General features: G+C 38.1%; 13 protein-coding genes and 2 pseudogenes. 5 read left to right on the forward strand and 10 right to left on the reverse strand.

Features of this window, described 5'->3' with window-relative positions; genetic code table 11:
- Positions 1-66 precede the first annotated feature (66 nt).
- Together FJR04_RS24915 and FJR04_RS24920 are read left to right on the forward strand one after the other, a co-directional pair.
- Positions 67-1,161 carry an amidinotransferase gene (locus FJR04_RS24915; protein WP_168499902.1) on the forward strand — a complete coding sequence of 365 codons (1,095 nt, stop codon included), beginning with the start codon at positions 67-69 and terminating at the stop codon, positions 1,159-1,161.
- 108 nt (positions 1,162-1,269) lie between these two features.
- Positions 1,270-1,737 (forward strand): GNAT family N-acetyltransferase, encoded by a 468-nt coding sequence (locus FJR04_RS24920; RefSeq protein ID WP_168499904.1) that lies wholly within the window; start codon positions 1,270-1,272, stop codon positions 1,735-1,737.
- 63 nt (positions 1,738-1,800) lie between these two features.
- On the opposite strand, the gene FJR04_RS24925 is transcribed toward FJR04_RS24920, so the two are convergent.
- Together FJR04_RS24925 and FJR04_RS24930 are read right to left on the reverse strand one after the other, a co-directional pair.
- The gene (locus FJR04_RS24925) at positions 1,801-2,292 is read right to left on the reverse strand and encodes a GNAT family N-acetyltransferase (RefSeq protein ID WP_168499906.1); all 492 of its coding nucleotides are present in this window, start codon (positions 2,290-2,292) and stop codon (positions 1,801-1,803) included.
- A gap of 109 nt (positions 2,293-2,401) precedes the next feature.
- Positions 2,402-3,571, reverse strand: coding sequence for an RpoD/SigA family RNA polymerase sigma factor (locus FJR04_RS24930; protein ID WP_168499908.1), 1,170 nt, complete (start codon positions 3,569-3,571; stop codon positions 2,402-2,404).
- A gap of 1,324 nt (positions 3,572-4,895) precedes the next feature.
- Between FJR04_RS24930 and priA the strand changes: the two genes are divergently transcribed.
- Entirely contained in the window at positions 4,896-7,364 is a 2,469-nt protein-coding gene (gene priA, locus FJR04_RS24935) for a primosomal protein N' (protein WP_168499910.1), read from the forward strand.
- A gap of 220 nt (positions 7,365-7,584) precedes the next feature.
- Positions 7,585-7,818 carry a hypothetical protein gene (locus FJR04_RS24940; RefSeq protein WP_168499912.1) on the forward strand — a complete coding sequence of 78 codons (234 nt, stop codon included), beginning with the start codon at positions 7,585-7,587 and terminating at the stop codon, positions 7,816-7,818.
- Positions 7,819-8,059: 241 nt separating this feature from the next.
- Here the strand turns inward: FJR04_RS24940 and FJR04_RS24945 are convergent, their stop codons facing one another.
- The 3 genes and pseudogenes from FJR04_RS24945 to FJR04_RS24955 form a co-directional block, all read right to left on the reverse strand.
- A complete protein-coding gene (locus FJR04_RS24945; RefSeq protein WP_168499914.1) occupies positions 8,060-8,452 on the reverse strand; it encodes a type II toxin-antitoxin system VapC family toxin in 393 nt (130 codons plus the stop codon).
- A gap of 64 nt (positions 8,453-8,516) precedes the next feature.
- Positions 8,517-11,514 (reverse strand): annotated as a pseudogene (locus FJR04_RS24950) (Tn3 family transposase).
- 112 nt (positions 11,515-11,626) lie between these two features.
- Positions 11,627-12,088: a zinc ribbon domain-containing protein gene (locus FJR04_RS24955; RefSeq protein WP_168499916.1), complete on the reverse strand. Its 462-nt coding sequence runs from the start codon at positions 12,086-12,088 to the stop codon at positions 11,627-11,629.
- 88 nt (positions 12,089-12,176) lie between these two features.
- Between FJR04_RS24955 and FJR04_RS24960 the strand changes: the two genes are divergently transcribed.
- Positions 12,177-13,070, forward strand: coding sequence for a tyrosine-type recombinase/integrase (locus FJR04_RS24960; protein WP_168499919.1), 894 nt, complete (start codon positions 12,177-12,179; stop codon positions 13,068-13,070).
- A gap of 192 nt (positions 13,071-13,262) precedes the next feature.
- Here FJR04_RS24960 and FJR04_RS24965 read toward each other — a convergent pair whose 3' ends face one another.
- The 5 genes and pseudogenes from FJR04_RS24965 to FJR04_RS24990 form a co-directional block, all read right to left on the reverse strand.
- Positions 13,263-13,544 (reverse strand): DUF2281 domain-containing protein, encoded by a 282-nt coding sequence (locus FJR04_RS24965; RefSeq protein ID WP_168499921.1) that lies wholly within the window; start codon positions 13,542-13,544, stop codon positions 13,263-13,265.
- Between the two features lie 122 nt (positions 13,545-13,666).
- Positions 13,667-14,080 (reverse strand): annotated as a pseudogene (locus FJR04_RS24975) (type II toxin-antitoxin system VapC family toxin).
- A complete protein-coding gene (locus tag FJR04_RS24980; RefSeq protein ID WP_168499925.1) occupies positions 14,071-14,340 on the reverse strand; it encodes a hypothetical protein in 270 nt (89 codons plus the stop codon). The pseudogene FJR04_RS24975 and the gene FJR04_RS24980 overlap by 10 nt, the downstream one beginning before the upstream one ends.
- Before the next feature lie 249 nt (positions 14,341-14,589).
- Positions 14,590-15,897, reverse strand: coding sequence for a serine/threonine-protein kinase (locus FJR04_RS24985; RefSeq protein ID WP_168499927.1), 1,308 nt, complete (start codon positions 15,895-15,897; stop codon positions 14,590-14,592).
- A 272-nt stretch (positions 15,898-16,169) separates the two neighbouring features.
- Entirely contained in the window at positions 16,170-17,540 is a 1,371-nt protein-coding gene (locus FJR04_RS24990; protein ID WP_217359535.1) for a DUF697 domain-containing protein, read from the reverse strand.
- Positions 17,541-17,542 lie beyond the last annotated feature (2 nt).

The following is a 17,542-nucleotide window of genomic DNA, read 5'->3' on the forward strand; positions in this document are numbered from 1 at the left end:
ATATATGTGAGCAATTCACTTGCATAGCTTCCAGAAATTATACATTGTTCTTAACTTGACATAGATATGGCATTTAATCCGCAATCAACCGCACCAACAACACCCGTTGTCAATTCATTTAACGAATGGGATCTTTTAGAAGAAGTAATTGTTGGCCGATTGGATGGTGCAGTTATACCACCTTGGCATATTACAGTTAAAGCAACAATGCCACAGCGTTATTGGGATGTGTTCCGTACCTATGGTGGTAAATTATTTCCAGAAGAGTTAATTAAAGCTGGAGAAAAAGAACTAGAAGAACTTACCCACATTTTAGAAGCAGAAGGTGTCAAAGTTCGCCGTCCCGACGCGGTAAATTATACTGTTCCTTATGGAACTCCAGACTGGCAAAGTCCTAGTGGTCTTTACGGAGCAATGCCCAGAGATGTGATGATCGTCATTGGGGATAAACTAATTGAAGCTCCCATGCCTTGGCGGTCTAGATATTTTGAAATTAATGCCTATCGTTCACTCATCAAAGAGTATTTTCATGCTGGCGCACAATGGCTTCCCGCACCTAAGCCTGAACTACGCGATGAACTATATAACTATCAATATGAAGAAGCAGACAAAGATGCACTATTTAACTCTTCACTAACTGAATTTGAACCAGTATTTGACGCGGCTGAATTTAGTAGATGTGGTAGAGATATCTTTGTTCAACAAAGTCAAGTAACCAATCAATTTGGGATAGAATGGATGCGGAGATGTTTAGGAGATGAGTACAGAATTCATGAACTCAAATTCAAAGATCAATCTGCCATGCACATTGATGCCACCTTTGTTCCTCTCGCTCCTGGTAAGCTTTTAATCCATCCTTACAAACTTGATAAACTTCCCGATATGTTCCAAAGTTGGGATGTAATCCAAGTTAAAGAATTCGCTCTTCCTGACGATCATCCCCTGTATATGAGTAGTAAGGGAGTAGGGATGAATGTTTTATCAATTGATGAAAATAGAGTGATCGTGGAAAGGCAAGATGAACCCATGATTAAACTATTAAAAAATTGGGGATTTACACCAATTCCTTGTAATTTCCGGAACTTTAATACCTTTGGTGGTTCTTTCCATTGTGCAACTTTAGATATTAGAAGAAAAGGCACACTGCAATCTTATTTTTAGGATTTAAAAAAGCAGGTTTTTCCCCCCTAAGTAATGTAGGGTGGGCAATGCCCACCAATATTTCAAAAATCAAATATTAGTGCTATCAAGTCATAGGAACAGCAAAAAATGGAACAGGAGTTATTAATTCGTAGGGGTGAATTGCAGGATTTAGATATTTTAGTTGAGTTTAATCAAGCTTTAATATATGAAACAGAAAAGAAACAACTCCCCGTCAATGTTATAACTGGGGGTGTAGAAACATTATTAAAAACGCCGAGTTTGGGATTTTATTTATTAGCTGAAAAGAATCATCAGGTTGTTGGTTCATTAATGATCACCACGGAATGGAGCGACTGGCGTAATGGTTTATATTGGTGGATACAAAGTGTATATGTTCACCAAGATTTTCGTCGGCAAGGAATTTTTAGAACCCTTTATAAATTTGTGAAACAACAGGCAGAAAATCCAGGAAATGGGCTGAAAGTCTGCGGATTTAGACTTTATGTTGAGCGTGAAAATACAGTCGCTCAAAAGACTTATCAAGCTCTAGGAATGAAGGAAAGCTATTATCATATTTATGAAGAATTAAAGTAAAGATTAAAGAAAGATTAAAGATCCCCGACTTCTTAGAGAAATCGGGGATCTGATTGATTATTATCAATTATTTGCCAACTTAATTAAATTCTCTTGATTAAGACGACAAATACGCCAATCTTCTATCATCTCTGCTCCCATGCGATAATAAAATTCTTGGGCTGATACATTCCAATCTAAAACATTCCATTCTAAACGTCCACAATCCCTTTCTACAGCTATTTGAGCTACCTTAATTAAAAGTGCTTTGCCAATACCTTGCTGACGATATTCTGGGATAATATAGATATCTTCTAAATAAATTCCAGGCTTGGTCAAATAGCTAGAATAATTATGGAAGAACATGGCAAAACCTACTGCCTGTCCACCAATTTCTGCTAATATTGCCTCTATATATTTTGGTGAGCCAAATAAATGCTGGTGGAGTTTTTCAACGTCGCCAGTCACAGTATGAGATAATTTTTCGTATTCTGCCAATCCCTGAACCAATTCAAATAATACAGCAGAATCACTAGGTTCAACAGCACGGATAATTAAATTAGTATTAGCAGTCATCAGTTATTAATCTATAGTCCACAGTCCATAGTTTATACCGCAGTGGATGATTTTTTTCAAAACTAACAACTGACAACTGACAACTGACAACTAACAACTGACTAATGACTTATACCAACCATCCTTTTAAACGCTTGGCTATGTGAGGACGGCGTAACTTCCGCATAGCTTTACTTTGGATTTGGCGGACTCGTTCGCGGGAAAGGTTAAACATATTCCCCACTTCTTCTAGGGTGCAGGGTTCGCTGCTGGTGAGTCCATAGCGGAGGGAAATGACATCTTTTTCCCGTGGGGTGAGTACGTCTCCTAAGACTTCCCAAATCTCCTGACGCATCATGTTTTCGTTCATTTTTGCTTCTGGAGACTGATTATCTTCATCTTCTAGCAAGTCCATTAACTCTGTGTCTTCTTCTTTACCGACACGGTGGTTCAGGGAAAGGGCTTGACGGCGTAGTTGTTGAAGTTGACGGAGTTGGTGAACTGTAATTTCCAAAGCTTCGGCCATTTCGGCTTCAGAGGGGTTACGAGAAAGTTTTTGTTTGAGTTCCCGTTGGGCTTTTTTTAGTTTATTAAGTTTTTCAACAATATGGATTGGTAAGCGAATAGTTCGGGCATCATTAGCGATCGCTCTTGTAATTGCTTGTCTAATCCACCAATAAGCATAAGTAGAAAATTTATATCCTTTGTCAGGATCAAATTTTTCCGAAGCGCGGTTTAAACCCATTGCTCCTTCCTGAATCAAATCTAGAAAAGGTACGCCACGATTTAGATACCGTTTAGCAATAGATACGACTAATCTCAAGTTGGAGCGAATCATTTTCCGTTTAGCGACTCTACCCTGATATAAGCGGCTTTCTAGTTGTTTTTCCGTCATTTCTAACCGGGAAGCTACTTGATTTTTACTAGGGTGTGTTCCTAGCTCTAATTCCAAGGCTGCTTGTAATTCTTTGACTTCTTCTAAAAATCTCACCCGTCGCGCTAATTCTACTTCTTCATCAGGTTTGAGTAGGGGATAACGCGCCATTTCTTTGAAAAATGCGCCTACAGCATCATCATGTTCCGTCTTATTATATCCCGAAGGACGGGCTGCGCCCATTTCATCGCCATTGCGTTCTTCTGATTCCAAGTTTTCGACAATTGCAGTATCTTCATATACTACTTGATCTAGGCTCTCAAGCGATGGTTCTTCATGATCAGTAATATTCTCTAGTATTTCCATTGCTCCCAATTCAGCAATATTCATAGTTTCCTTTAGGGACGGTTGCTTTGTTTGGTACATAATTTAATGACAACAGCCTGTTTCAGGCTTGGTAGTTTTCCCTTCAGGACAAATACACCCTTATCACTAGCAAAATAATCTCTTTTTGATCATTCCTTTTCGGGAATGGAAATCAGTATTTGTCCATTATTTTTCGTTCTGGCTAGATACAACCTATAATCATTAATGGTTTTAGCACCCACAAAAAACTATCTTTTTCAGAATACCAATAGACATCAATACTTGTCGGTTAAGGGGGAAAAAGGCAGGAGAATAGGAAAATAAAAAACTTTTCCCCTTTATTTTTCAATTTTTACCCGAACTAACTTAACTAATTATCAGGTCTTAACTGATTAGTATTGCAATAGACATATTCTTCATCAAAGAACAGAACAAAAAATAGGGAATAGATAACTAGGAACAGTTTTTCTACTTTTCTTTTCCCTATCCGCCAGTCAAGATACCCCCACGAATATCAGCGATATATTTCCGGTGGAGTCTAAATAAACCCTGCGGTTACTTCCTCTTCCTTCTTTATTCTTTTCTTAATTATCAAATATGTCAAATCCCCCCATACCAACTTTAACAAATATAAAAAAGTAGAGAAAGCACTCTATAGATCCATCCTAAATGATTTGTGAGTAAATCTGTTGTTTGTTGCCTATTGTCTGTTCATCGCCTCCCTAAAGCCACGCTATCTGTCACAAATACAAGAAAAATCCTATATATTAAATTTTTGTGTATTTTTTGCAAAGTTTCTATGTTTCTCCAGTTTAGATGATGGAAGTTATTGAATAAATCATCATTTTGGTACTAAAGTTATTTATCTCTACGAAAATTTACTCAATGATTCAAATTACGAAAATGGTAACTTACAATCCGGATAATATTTATCGTCTCAAAGCATCTCATATTGCCAAAGTATTTAATATCTATCAATGGGTGGAAAAGCTTTGTGTTCTATTTCATAGATCAAACTCTGAATTGATTAATAACATAATTTCCGGGAACAGGAAACAGTAGGAAAAATCTCTGTAATTAAGGGCTGCTGAATACTTACTAATACACAAGGAGATAAGTCCATAAAATATTAAAAATTCTAAAAACCCCTATTTAATCTGATTTTTGGGGTTTAATTTTTAATTTTTAAATTATTTATTACCTGGATGCTAGGAGATAATTTGTTTAGTAGATTACATAAATTAAAGATTATCAAGTATTATGGGTAATTGAAGTATTGTAAAATACTATTTACATCAGGTTAAACCAAAGGATAGAGTTAAGTAAGCTTGGATAATATTAATCAAGTATGTGAGCAAATTATTTGTTTATAAATCGGGAAGTTATGTATAGTAAGAGTGCTAATTTATCTGTTATAGCCGTAGCTGAACCAGGGGGATCATATCAGCCCCAAACTAAGTTATCTCAATGGATTGAAGTGCTGGTAGACTGTCCAGGATGTTCAGACTTATTTACGTATAAAATACCAGAACAGTTATCAATTAAACCAGGAGATATTTTAAGTGTTCCTTTCGGTGCGACACAGGTAGGAGCGATCGCTATTCGCTTATTAACTCAACCAGATATAGATATTCCCTTAGAGAAAATTCGGGAAGTAGAAGATGTCGTCAGTGAGGGGTTTTTTCCTCCTGGTTATTGGAATTTACTTAATCGTGTTGCGTCTTATTACTATACACCTCTAATACAAGTTATTCGCGTCGCTTTACCACCAGGCTTATTAGGGCGATCGCAACGTCGTCTACGCTTAACTCCCTTGGGAAGAAAAAATCTCTCGATTTACATCAGCCCTACAGCCCAGCAAGTAATCGCTCTGTTAGAAAAAACCCCTACAGCAGACTATAGTTATCACTACATTCAACAAAAAGTTAAAGCCGCATATCGGGGAATACGGGAATTAATCAGATTAGGATTAGCAGAAAACTATTTAGAACCGCCAAGACTCACCCAACCTAAATTACAAAAAGCTGTCACCCTCCTGGATAATCCCAATGAAGATTTAACAACCCGTCAAAAAGAAATTGTCGAAGTTCTACGCCGACAAGGCGGAGAAATGTGGCAAAGTGAATTATTGCAACTTTGCAGTACCAGCACTTCTACCCTCAAAGCCTTAGTAGATAAAAGTTATATAGTCATTGAAGACAGGGAAATATTACGCAGAGAACAAGGACCAGTCATGGCTGGGGATCAGGATAAATCCTTGACACCAGCCCAAAATAACGCCTTAGAAACTATTAATTCCTTAACTGGATTTGCTCAAGTATTGTTACATGGAATCACAGGTTCAGGGAAAACAGAAGTATACTTGCAAGCGATCGCTCCCTTAGTAGCCCAAGGAAAATCCGCCCTCGTCTTAGTTCCCGAAATCGGACTTACACCTCAACTCACAGATAGATTCCGCGCTAGATTTGGTCAGAAAGTCCACGTTTATCACAGCGCCCTCTCCGACGGTGAACGTTACGACACTTGGCGACAAATGCTCACAGGAGAACCACAAATCATCATTGGGACCCGCAGCGCCATTTTCGCTCCTTTACCCAACTTAGGCTTAATTATCCTCGACGAAGAACACGACAGCAGCTTTAAACAAGATTCCCCCATTCCCACTTATCACGCCCGTACCGTCGCTCAATGGCGAGCCGAATTAGAACATTGTCCCCTCATTTTAGGTTCAGCAACTCCCTCTTTAGAGAGTTGGGTGAGTGGAAATCAACTATATTTATCATTACCAGAACGGATTAACTCGCGGCCATTACCCCCTGTGGAAATAGTGGATATGCGTCAAGAGTTAAAAGAGGGGAATCGGTCTATTTTTAGTAGAAAGCTGCAAAATGCACTGCAACAATTAGAAGAAAGACAACAACAGGGAATATTATTTATCCACCGCCGTGGACATAGTACATTTGTTTCTTGTCGCAGTTGTGGTTATGTGTTGGAATGTCCCCACTGTGATGTATCCCTCGCGTATCATCACGTGGAAGCGGGAGCGCCGGAATTATTACGCTGTCATTATTGTAATTATGGGCGATCGCATCCTCCCCATTGTCCCGAATGCAGTTCCCCTTATTTAAAGTTTTTCGGAAGTGGTACTCAACGGGTAGCGCAAGAATTAACTAAACAATTTCCCAATTTGAAAATAATTCGCTTTGATAGCGATACCACCCGCACCAAAGGTTCACACCGGAAACTTCTCACCCAATTTGCTAACGGTGAAGCCCATTTATTAGTGGGAACACAAATGTTAACGAAGGGGTTAGATTTACCTCAAGTTACTCTGGTGGGTGTAGTCGCTGCGGATGGATTACTGCACTTATCTGATTATCGCGCCAATGAACGCACATTTCAAACCCTCACCCAAGTTGCAGGAAGAGCAGGAAGAGGGGAAGATCCTGGTAGGGTAATTGTCCAAACCTATACCCCAGAACATCCTGTGATTGAAGCCGTACAAAAGCATGATTATCAATCTTTTTCTGATGCAGAGTTAACAGAAAGACAAACCCTGAATTATCCTCCTTATGGGAGATTAATTTTATTGCGGTTAAGTAGTTTAGATCCCATTCAAGTCCAAAACACAGCCCAAATCATTGCCACCTTTTTAAGCGGTAAAGAAGGATTTGAGATATTAGGACCCGCACCAGCTAGTATATTACGAGTAGCTAACCGTTATCGGTGGCAAATATTACTTAAATTTGCGCCTGACGCATTACCAAATTTACCAGATTGGCCAGAAGTGCGATCGCTTGCTCCCGCTTCTGTCAGTTTAACAATTGACGTAGATCCGATTAATATTATGTAAATTTCTACCTCTTCCCTCTGCGGTTTGATAAATATTCAAATCCAAAGGAACTGTCACAAGAAATACACCATTTTCCTAGCAAAAGAGCAGTGAAAAAACTTCCATCCTTTTGAATAGAACTTAATGCCAATTTGACTATATTATTATTAATATTAGTTGAGATTGCTTCAAAACTAATTTAGCTACAGTCAATGTTTGTTACATAGAAAGATGACAAATTATGAACAACAAATTATTTACTAGCGTATCTATTAAAGAACAAGAAAATACTTGTGGTGGTGTTAATACCACTATTCCTAGTATTCCTGGTATTCCTGGTATTCCTACTATTCCTACTAATCTAACGTCAGCACTAGCATTTCTCAATATTATACCGTTAGATCCTATCGGAAACAACCCCTCGCTACTATTTGCTCCTCCCTTGGGAATTCCTGGTTTCATTAGTTTTCCTTAGTTAATCAGCAAAAATAAAGCCTCTAGAACTAATTCTAGAGGTATTTTATGGTAATTTTAAAAGTCAAAATTTATTGGTTTACCATTAAACTTGCAAACAACCTCTTCGGAAACTGTTGACAAGTTTTCAAGTTTCGGTTATTATTTAAGTATAGTGAAAATCTGTGCGCCCATATATATAGGGTTTTGTTTTCCCAAAGTTATTTTTGTCAGAATCAGGATATCCAGGATGTTTTAATTTATCAAAACCAATCCACAATAGACAGTCCTGAAACTCTGGAAAATTCATTAACATTGTGAGTAATAAGAGTTGCTTGAAGTGCTATAGCTATTCCAGCAATTAAAACATCTATTGAACCAATAGGAGTTCCTTTTTGCTCTAAGTCAGCGCGAATTTTAGCAGCAGCAAAAGCAGCATCTTTATCAAAAGAAACTAAGTTAACCCAGTTTAAAAGTTGCTGAAGTTGTTGAGTTCGTTTTGCGGGTGAATTTGATTTAGCAATTCCCACTTGTAATTCAAAGAGAACAATTGTCGGAATAATAATTTCCTGAGCAGGTATTTTAGCAAAGTTTTGAGCAACTTGTCCTTGACCTTTAAAATAATAAATCAGGGTGTTGGTATCCAAAACATACATTTAGAGACTGGGGTCACCGTGCCAAAACGGGAAAATTGTACGCTAAGGCTGAAAGCTTTATCCATCAAGGATTTGAGCGATACTTATTTTCCTTAACTCGCAAAGGGCGCAAGTTATCAAAGCTGGTTGCCTGCTTCAAATTCCAGACATAATCACCAGTAAGATTGATATGCTCCCAACCCAAAGGTGATAAATGTTGCAAATGCTCTTCAGGAATATCCATACCCTGTTGTTTCAAATGCTCAACAGCCTTTTCTGTGTACACCGTATTCCACACAACAATCGCCGCCACCACCAAATTCAACCCACTAGCCCGATAAAATTGGTCTTCATAAGAGCGATCGCGGACTTCACCCAGACGATTAAAAAACACCGCCCTTTTCAGGGTATGTTTTGCCTCACCCTTGTTTAAACCCGCCGTCGCCCGTCGTCGCCCGTCGTCGTAATTCAGGACTCTGCAACCATTCCAAAGTAAACAAAGTCCGCTCAATTCTCCCCAACTCCCGCAAAGCCAAAGCCAAACGATTCTGGCGAGGATAAGAAGCTAATTTCCGCAACATCAAAGAAGCCGTGACCGTCCCCGTGCGAATCGAACTAGCAAGCCGGAGAATCTCATCCCAAGACTCCTCAATCAACTTCACATTAATCTTGCCACCTAACAAAGGCGACAAAACCTCATCAGCAGAAGTAGACTCAAAAGTATACAACTTCTTATCAGGTAAATCGCGCATTCGTGGGGCAAATCTAAACCCCAGCAGATGGCACATAGCAAACACCTGTTCAGTATAGCCACTAGTATCAGTATAATGCTCCTGAATCTGCAAATCACTCTCGTGATACAGCAAACCATCTAAAACATAACTAGCATCCCTGACCGTTGCATTAATCACCTTGACATGAAAAGGCACATATTGATCAGAAATATGCGTGTAAAAAATCACGCTTCTATCCTTACCATACTTGGCATTAATCTCTTCATTAAAACTGCGGTGTCCACCAGCTTTAAATCGTTGACCATCAGATGAAGAAGTAGTCCCATCACCCCAATAAGTAGCAAAAGGAACTTGTGCCTGGAAATTTACCACCTCTGCCAAAGCCTGAGAATAAGTCTCATCTCGAATATACCAATCAGCCACCCAAGCTAAACGCTCAAAAGACATTCCTTGAGTAGCATCTGCCATGCGCGTTAAACCCAGATTAATCCCATCAGCAAGCAACGCACTCAACAAAACCACCTTATCTTCTACTTCTGTTCCTGAATATAAATGTGTAAAATGTTTAGTAAAATGCGTCCAAGAATCAACTTCCACCAACAAATCAGTCAGCTTAATTCTCGGCAATAAACTAGAGACTTTTCGACTTAATTCATCAACCTCAGTCGGAACAGCATTGCTCAAAGGAGTAATAATTAACCGCTCATCTTCTATTCTGACATCAATCAACTTATCCTCTGCCATTAAATCAGAAACAATCCCTAATTGTGACTTCAATTCCAGTGAACGTTGTTCAATATAGGTAGTGAAATCAGTTGTCACCGCCACAGGTATTGTCTGAGCAAAACGCATTGACTGCCATGAACTATCCGTTAACAGATAATCCTCAAAATCTTGGAACTGACGAGAACCTACTACCCAAATATCCCCAGAACGTAAACCACTGCGTAACTCAGCCAAAGCACACATCTCATAATAGTGCCTGTCAATAGTATCCCCCTTAATTACGTGCTTTAACCAACGCGGTTTAACAAAACTGGTAGGAGTAGATTCCGGTATATTTCTGCGTCCAGATATATTTAATTCTTTAATCACCGCCAAAGCTTCGATAACTGGTAAACTAGCAGTTGTCGCCTTAAATTCAAAGGTCTCCAACAACTTAGGTGTATATCTTCGCAACTGTGAATAACGGTTATCAAGCAGTTCAAGATAATCAAAATCTGCGGGTCTAGCTAACTTTTCAGCTTCAACAACACTATTGATAAACTTCTCCCAATCTAATACCGACTCAATCGCTTGATAAGCATCATCCTCTTCCTCTCTAGCGGCAATTAACGCCTTTCCGACTTGGGCATATAATCTCACCTTTTCATTAATCGCTTTTCCATCATGTTGAAACTTTTCGCCATGCTGATGCTGACTTTTATTAAACAATTTACCCATCATTTTATCGTGCATCCCTATGGCATAATCGACTAATGATGCACTCCATTCAATCAAAAAAGCAACTAAAATGGCATAACGTCTTAATTCATCTAACCTAGATAGGTGAGCAGGTGTAGACTTCGCACCAATTTTAGTGAATTGTAACAGACGATTTTGATGTACTCGTTTCAAACATCCAGAGTCAAGGTGAAGATTGCGAATAAATTCTAGGCGTTCTACAAGCTTTAAAAAGTTTCTAGGATTAGGTATTCCTGGTGGTTGACGCAGCCAAATTAAATCAGTCAGCTTTTTATCAGGCTCTAAAACTAATAGCTTATCCAGGGCTGTTTTTTGTAAGATTGTCAAATTTTGAGTTAATTCTAGACACACTAATTTTTGAGCGCGGTGTCTCACTTCCCACGCCAAACGTTCTACAGTAGAAATAGCTGGAATAATAATTTTACGAAAGCGCATTTCATCAATTAATGCTCCCACAAGTGCCATCCCTTGATCTGAGGAGATGGCAAATGGTAATAACCATTTTGAGAGGAGTTTATATGTAGATATATTAAAAGAATGAAACCCAAAAATATTTTGAATTTCTACTAAATGTTCACGCCGTGTTGTATCTCTTTGTGAATATTCTGTAATGATTGTTGGGTCAATTTTTAATTGGGAAGCAATATAAGAAAGTACAGATTCTGGGACTATTTCTGACAAACTCCAAACCCGACCAGGAAAGCGGAGGTAACACAACTGCACGGCAAAACCCAGACGATTGTGTGGTCTACGACGTTCTTTGATAACTTTGAGTTCATCGTTGCTAAAAGTATAGTAGCGAGCTATATCTCTTGAGGTGATAGAATTGGGAATTTCCGTAAATTGTAGTCGCTGTGCCGGAGATAAAAGTTCACGAGTTGCCAATTAGATTACCTGTGGTTTTGGATTTGATAAATTATTGTGAATAATGAATTAGTGGTTAGTGGTTGTCAAGATTTATCGAACAAAATCAAAATATTAAAATCCCCGCATCTAATTAGTTTGATGAAAGTTTATAGTTTGCCCCACAGTAAGGGCAAAATTTGAATTTTAGTGACATAATTGGTTCATTACAATTAATACAACGGTTTCGTAAAGCTGTACCACAAGCAAAGCAATACTTTGACCGTAAATCAGTCCACATTTGGTCAGGGGTCGTTCCTGGAGTCCAACATTGAGGACAAAATTTAAATGTAGTGATTGTCTCTAGGGGGACTTTTTTGGCTGCCGCATCTAAGTAATCCGGTGGTATCCCCAACGCAGATGCTAAACCGCTTTTAGCTTTTTGATTGAGTCTATTCGTTTGTCCACCTTCTATTTTGCGGATGGTTTGGATGTGTATTTGTGCTTTTAAGCTCAACTCTTTTTGGGTTAAGTTCTGCTGGGTTCGTAACCTGTGGACGTAATCAGCTAGGGCTTCATCCCCTTTGGGAAGCGGATCTTGTTCTGCTACCACCATGAAAATATATCTAAAAATGTATTTATTAATTATATTTTAACATCTACACTTTTAGACAAGAACTTGCTTCTATTCAGGATCTAAAGTGATGATTACTTTAGCTGCTTTAGCCACTGCATTTTTAGAACGTCCCGGATTATCTCAGAATACTCTGCGTTCATATCAGTCTACCTTAATGCCCTTGCTCTGTGAGTACGGCCGATGGTCAATAGAAATCATCAATAGACAAGTTTTGTCGGAATATCTCAATCTTTTAACTGATGTTTCTTATACTACTCATCATCGTCATCAAGCTGTGATTACGGCTTTGTTCAATTTTGCTGTTGATTTGGGATATCTCAAATCTAATCCGGTTGCTGGACTGAGAAGACGTAAGCCGAATCGAGAACAAGGAGAACACGCGAAACTTGAGGCTGTGCGCTATCTTACACTTAACCAATTAAGTATTTTGTATCATGTCATCAAAAAAGATGTGCGGATGTCTGCATTGGTGCGGTTGTTACATAGTAGTGGGGCGAGGATTGCTGAGGTACTGGCTCTAAATTTGGAACAAATTGATTTCAACTCCAGGAATTTTCAGGTTGTGGGCAAGGGGAATAAGCAACGGTGGTGTTTTTACAGTGAAGCGGCGCAAAAGAGTCTAAATCACTACTTAAAGTATTATAGACATCTCAACCATCCTGCCCTGTTTACTGCCCAACAGCCAAAAACTTTGATTGTCTCTCGTCTATCGTACCGGATGGCTCATAAATCCTGGACAAGTTTGATTGGGAATGTTACGGAACTTCAGGGGGTGAGACTTCATGATTTACGGCACACTTTTGCTACAGAACGGGTGGGGCTAATGGGGATTGAGGAACTTAGGGCATTGATGGGACATGAGAGCATTCAGACAACTTTACGGTATCAGAAAGTAACGCCACAACGAGCTGAGGAAGTAGCACACAAGGCGTTTAATAGTCTGCCCAATTTTTGCGAATAATTTTGGTAATTAATTCAGATTTGACAGTCATCATCAATACTTTTAACTGGGGTTAAATTTATGGGGCAGGGAATACATACTACTCTGTACCAAGAGAATGAGGGTAAGCTATCTTCCGGTTGCTTATTATACAAGTATTAGCTAATCAATTTATTTTGGTTCTGAAACCGTTGTCCTGCAATCGTTTCAGCCTTAGCGTACAATTTTCCCGTTTTGGCACGGTGATGCCAGACTCTCCCGCAAGATATCTTGTCCCGCTTCACTACGAATTTCTTCTAAACTAGGAAAGTCATCTTTCCAAGTTCCCGCAAGTGAATAAACGAGTTCTGTCCAAGAAAGATTTGCAGAATCATTGACAATTTGGTTAGGATTTAAATTTTTACTACAGATAAATTCAGCAAAATTCAAAATTTCCTCAGCTTTATCTTGGGGAAGATTTTTCACAAGTGCGTAAATCTGTTCAGCAATGGTCATAATTAATAAGGATTTTCAGGATGTGGATTTTCGTGTTTAGTAGATGATTAACCTGTATTGTGCAGATTTTTATTTGTCAGAATCAGGATATGGGTTTAAAGTATGATGATCAATTATGATTCCTAAATAAAATCTGCTAAACAATTACCTAATTTTAAATTTTCTATATTTTCAAAATCACTATCATAAGTAAATAAAATTAAATTATGTTGAATTGCTGTAGCTGCAATCCAAATATCATTAGTAGGTATAGGTTTTCCTTTCTTTCATAATTGAGAATAAATAAGAGCATAATATTCTGATGTTTTTTCATCTATAGGAAATATTTTTATTCTAGGAGATTCCATAAACTTTTCCAATTCATCACGATTTATTTCTGGTTTATTTCCTAGTGCAAAACCTCCTAATAATTCTCCAAGAATGATGGAATTGATGACAATAATATCTACATTTCCAATTATTGCAACTGCTTCATTTTGATTACGTTTAAAAGCAGTATAAGCATTGGTATCTAATAAGATTGATTTTATTGCCATAATTGTTGATCTATTTCATTAAATTGTTGAGTATTCAGTAAAAATTCAGTTTCATCTTCTTTTGTCCATGTTCCAGCAAGATAATCTAGATCATGGTAAGGATAGGAATTAGAGAAATGTTTTTCTGCTGATTCCATGGTTTCTGAATGTTTCATATTATTTATTTTACCAGTAAATTCTTTTATCCATTGATAAAGGTTATTTAGTTCTTGTTCTGGTATTTTGTCAATTTCTGCTTGAATAAGTTCTTTCATAGTCATAACTTTTACTCCTGTTGGGAATTTATTATATTATATCTGAAATTGTCTGAATCAGGATGTCCAGGATTTTAGGATTTACAGGATTTTATTGAATGATTGTTTTTTTGGGGATCTAAATTATTTAATTCATCTTCTCATTTATCAACATCAATTATCTCAGAAGTCGGGGAGCTTTCATCAGAAAATAAAATCCTGTAAATCCTTAAATCCTGTATATCCTGATTCAGACTTAATAATTTTCTGTAACCTTTAAATGTTACAGTTTACAAGTCTCTGGAAAACAGACCCCCTCCCTATTGCCTCCCCCACCAGAGAACACACAACAACACAAGGCAAGTGTCCTTTTGGTGATGTATTATCATATTTTATACCCTCTTTTATACCCTCTCCCCATCCCACACTTTTGACAAATCTCTTCAAGGTTTCATATTCATAGCTACCAAGCTTCCCACCGACACTCAAATAAGTTTCCTTTTGGACGCTGAAGCCAAATTTTCCTTGACTGTATTTTACCCACAATTGGTCAATTGTGCGGAGGTCTTGGCATGGAAAATCTAAGAGTTCATTACTTGCAAAGAAGTCACCTGACTTTTTACCCACAGCTTTAATCATAACTTCGTAAGTTTCTTTATCTGCTTCTTCCCAGTTCTGTGCTTTGAGTAAATCACGCAGGTTATTGTATTCCATTCCTACTTCTGATTTTAATTGTATTTCTTGCTCATTTTCAATATTAACCAAACCCAAATTTTCCCTAAACTTAAATACTGTTGGAGTCCGGTTTTCCGGTTCTATTTCCATACCCTGCAAAATAGCATCATTCACTCTCTGACTAATACAGGAATTATATTTCTTTGGTTCTACTAAAATGTCAAAAGCTTTACTATTCCTACGGTTTTGCGCGGATACTGGAGCATCTGCCGTGAGGAGATAATATAAAGTTGCGGCTAAAGCGTAAACATCGGTATGATGTCCAAAATTACCTTGGCGCTCATATTGTTCTATAGGTGCATAACCTTCTGTTAAAGCATTTGTCATGCTGTAATTCTCAATATTTCGACTTAGCCCAAAGTCAATTAAAACCGCTTCTTGTTTATTTTTTCGTAAGAGAATATTTTCCGGTTTAATATCGCGGTGTAAACTTCCTTTTATGTGAATATATTCTAGAGCCTGACTAATTTGATCTATATATAATAGTGCTTCTGATTCTGATAATTGTCCTTTATTTTGGACATATTCAGATAAATTTACCCCATCAATATATTCCATCACAATACCAAAAAGTTCACTTTTTTCTTCTTGGATGACTTCATAAACTTTGAGAATATGGGGATGATCAAAACCTTTAATTGTCAAGGCTTCATTTAGAAACTTAACGTGTTGTTCTGTAAAATCTTTCCTCAATTGCATGGTGGGATTTAAGGTTTTAATGGCGTAAAATTTACCCGTCTTGGGTTCTAAAGCTTTGTAAGTGATACCATAACCACCTATACCCAAGGGTTTACCCTCAATGATAAATCTACCGTTATTAATTTTTTGCCCTTTTTGCCAAATAATCATACCTTTTTTAGTAAATACCGCAGAGATTAATTTAAATATATTGTCATAATTATATCATTGCTGAGTATTGGGCGATTAGAAATCGCAACTACACAAACAAAGTCCACACTATGGCTAACGCCACGCTACGCTATCGACAGGCTCAGTGACCACCTGCGTGGACTAAGAAAAAAGTAAGAGTTTGAAACCCATGTTCGCCTTTGGCGTTCCCGAAGGGTAGATGGGTTTTGTCTGTGTAGCCGTGATTTCTAATCGCCAAGGTAAGTAATAAATTAGACTTCCACTGCTTTTGCTTCCGGTAACAACCGCTTCACACCTTGCTTCACAAAATCTTCCAAAACAGCCATTCTTTGATTTTGTTGGAATACAGTTTGCAAAACTTGACGCAGTTTGTCGAGATTTAAAACACTTCCCGATTCTAAAGCAACTTCTTGCTGTTCAAAATATTCAACTAAACTTAATCCCGCTACTCTTGTTAGATAAGCAGCACTAACTCCTTCTACCATTCCTCCAGCGACAAAAGTAGCAACATTAGTTTTCAGAATACCCGTTACAGCCCTGGTAGAAAGTTCCACTAAACCTAATTTCAACATCAAACTTCCCATAGTTCCCGCTACTTGTTGCGCTTGTTCCAAGGAAATCTTCTGTTGATATATATTACCCAAATCCATGACCATTTGAGCAGTAATCGCCGCTGTTGCGAGAATATCTAAAGCAGGTACGGGATTCGCAAAAGCCGCTGCTGCTGCAATCCATTGATATTGTTCTATAAAGGGTGTAGATTTATCCCTTCTCACGTTATTTAAACAATCTTTAGCTTCAGCTTTCAGTAATAATACTTTGCGATTTGTGGTATTACAAACTAGCTGTTCTCCCTGCTGTCGGACAACTTCTCCTAATTGTTGTGTTAATTGCTGGATATCTGGCGTTGGTTGTTCCATCCATTCTTGGAAAGAACCATCTTCTTCATGTTTTCGCACTTTCACAGCTACAGGAGAAGCCGCAGTTGCAACTACATTTGCACCAATGCGCTGTTTTAATGATTGTAAAACTGTAGCGCGTTCATCAGGTTGATATTGATCTTGTTTGTTGAAAACCAGTAATGTCGGCTGTTTTGCGGCTTTTAGTTGTTGTAAAACCTGAAATTCTGAATCTGTTAAATCACCGTTTGTCAGAAATAAGACAAAATCAGATTTCTGCATTTCTGATAAAGTGACAACATCAGCATTTTCACCAATTACGGAAAACAAAGGCGCTGTTTCGGAAAAATGTAAAGACATTCCCGAACTCGTTCCTGCATTTTCTGTAACTTTAATAACCGTACTTTTACCTACTGATTTTCCACCAGTAACGGCAACGGTGATTTCCTTTCTATCTAATTCTAAAGGCAATTTAGCCAGGTTTGCCCGGAGTTTTTCTAAAGCAGGATGACTGGTTGATTCTTGGGCAAGCTGATTAATTATTACTTCGGTTTGAGCGATCGCTTTATCCACAGCCGCTCTATCTACAAACATATCATTTAGCTGTTCACCTAGTTGGGGCTGATTTTTCTTGAATAACCACAAACCCCCACCCACAGCCAACGCACTCAGGAGGCCGAATTCTCCTACCTGAACTATTGAATCATGCCAGCTATCTAACATCC

The organism is Anabaena sp. UHCC 0204, from assembly GCF_009711975.1.
Lineage (GTDB): Bacteria > Cyanobacteriota > Cyanobacteriia > Cyanobacteriales > Nostocaceae > Dolichospermum.

What these genes read in the sequence shown, in the direction of transcription:
- FJR04_RS24915 (WP_168499902.1), top strand. Translation starts at nt 67, where the DNA reads ATGGCATTTAATCCGCAATCAACCGCACCAACAACACCCGTTGTCAAT.
- FJR04_RS24920 (WP_168499904.1), top strand. Translation starts at nt 1,270, where the DNA reads ATGGAACAGGAGTTATTAATTCGTAGGGGTGAATTGCAGGATTTAGAT.
- FJR04_RS24925 (WP_168499906.1), bottom strand. Translation starts at nt 2,292, where the DNA reads ATGACTGCTAATACTAATTTAATTATCCGTGCTGTTGAACCTAGTGAT.
- FJR04_RS24930 (WP_168499908.1), bottom strand. Translation starts at nt 3,571, where the DNA reads ATGTACCAAACAAAGCAACCGTCCCTAAAGGAAACTATGAATATTGCT.
- priA (WP_168499910.1), top strand. Translation starts at nt 4,896, where the DNA reads ATGTATAGTAAGAGTGCTAATTTATCTGTTATAGCCGTAGCTGAACCA.
- FJR04_RS24940 (WP_168499912.1), top strand. Translation starts at nt 7,585, where the DNA reads ATGAACAACAAATTATTTACTAGCGTATCTATTAAAGAACAAGAAAAT.
- FJR04_RS24945 (WP_168499914.1), bottom strand. Translation starts at nt 8,452, where the DNA reads ATGTATGTTTTGGATACCAACACCCTGATTTATTATTTTAAAGGTCAA.
- FJR04_RS24955 (WP_168499916.1), bottom strand. Translation starts at nt 12,088, where the DNA reads ATGGTGGTAGCAGAACAAGATCCGCTTCCCAAAGGGGATGAAGCCCTA.
- FJR04_RS24960 (WP_168499919.1), top strand. Translation starts at nt 12,177, where the DNA reads ATGATTACTTTAGCTGCTTTAGCCACTGCATTTTTAGAACGTCCCGGA.
- FJR04_RS24965 (WP_168499921.1), bottom strand. Translation starts at nt 13,544, where the DNA reads ATGACCATTGCTGAACAGATTTACGCACTTGTGAAAAATCTTCCCCAA.
- FJR04_RS24980 (WP_168499925.1), bottom strand. Translation starts at nt 14,340, where the DNA reads ATGACTATGAAAGAACTTATTCAAGCAGAAATTGACAAAATACCAGAA.
- FJR04_RS24985 (WP_168499927.1), bottom strand. Translation starts at nt 15,897, where the DNA reads ATGATTATTTGGCAAAAAGGGCAAAAAATTAATAACGGTAGATTTATC.
- FJR04_RS24990 (WP_217359535.1), bottom strand. Translation starts at nt 17,540, where the DNA reads ATGTTAGATAGCTGGCATGATTCAATAGTTCAGGTAGGAGAATTCGGC.